Below are 974 nucleotides of genomic sequence, written 5' to 3'. Positions count from 1 at the left end.
CCTCGTTGGGCCGCACCGACAAGGACGTGCAGTCCGGTAAGAAACAGCAGGTCACGGTCGAGGACTCGATGTCGATGGTGCACCTGTCCCGCGGCAGCCTCACACCCGCCAGCGACCAGTTGCGCAGCGAGGTCGCCATCGTGTGCGGGATCGCGCAGGCCTTGTTCGGTCCCGGGCACTCAGTGCCCTGGACGGAATTCACCGCCGACTACGACCGCATCCGCGATTCCATCGCACGGGTCATTCCCGGGTTCGAGGACTTCAACCGTAAGGTCCGCCGGCCGGACGGGTTCGGGTTGCCGCACCCACCGAGGGACGAGCGCCGGTTCGTCACCGGCACGGGGAAGGCCAATTTCACGGTCAACGAGCTGTCCTGGCTGCCGGTGCCCGAGGACCGGTTGATGTTGCAGACGATGCGCTCGCACGATCAGTACAACACCACCATCTACGGTCTCGACGACCGCTACCGCGGTGTCAAGGGCGGACGCCGGGTGCTGTTCATCGCCCCCGAGGACATCGCCGCGTTCGGGTACGCCGACGGGGACCGGGTGGATCTGGTCTCCGAGTGGGAAGCCCCGGACGGGACGGTGCAGGAGCGCCGCGCCGACGATTTCCGGTTGGTGCCGTACCCGACGCCGCGGGGGAACGTCGCCGCCTACTACCCGGAGACGAATCCGCTGATCCCGCTCGATCACGTGGCCCGCAAGTCGAACACCCCGGTGTCGAAGGCGATCACGATCCGTCTCGAACGGCGTCTGTGATGGGGCGTGTGACCACCCGGACCCCGGTCACCCGGATCACCGACACCCGGCAGTCCACCCGCCCGGACACCGTGGTGGTGGAGGAGCCGCTCGAGATCCGGGTGAACGGGACACCGCTGGCGGTCACCATGCGCACCCCTGGATCGGATGTCGAACTGGCGCAGGGGTTTCTGCTGACCGAGGGCATCATCGCCGACCGCGCGGACATCGCGT

1 protein-coding gene and 1 pseudogene are annotated in these 974 nt (G+C 67.6%); both read left to right on the top strand.

The window, feature by feature from the left end; translation table 11 throughout:
• A partial coding sequence (locus AZG88_RS14740; protein ID WP_331712266.1) for a molybdopterin dinucleotide binding domain-containing protein occupies nucleotides 1-761 on the top strand: 761 nt, incomplete at its 5' end.
• A pseudogene (locus AZG88_RS53600) lies at nucleotides 761-974 on the top strand (formate dehydrogenase accessory sulfurtransferase FdhD); the annotation flags it as partial. The gene AZG88_RS14740 and the pseudogene AZG88_RS53600, both read left to right, overlap by 1 nt.

The sequence above is a fragment of the Rhodococcus sp. LB1 genome, from assembly GCF_001583455.1.
GTDB lineage: Bacteria > Actinomycetota > Actinomycetes > Mycobacteriales > Mycobacteriaceae > Rhodococcus_F > Rhodococcus_F opacus.
This window is presented reverse-complemented; position numbering and strand designations above follow the sequence as displayed.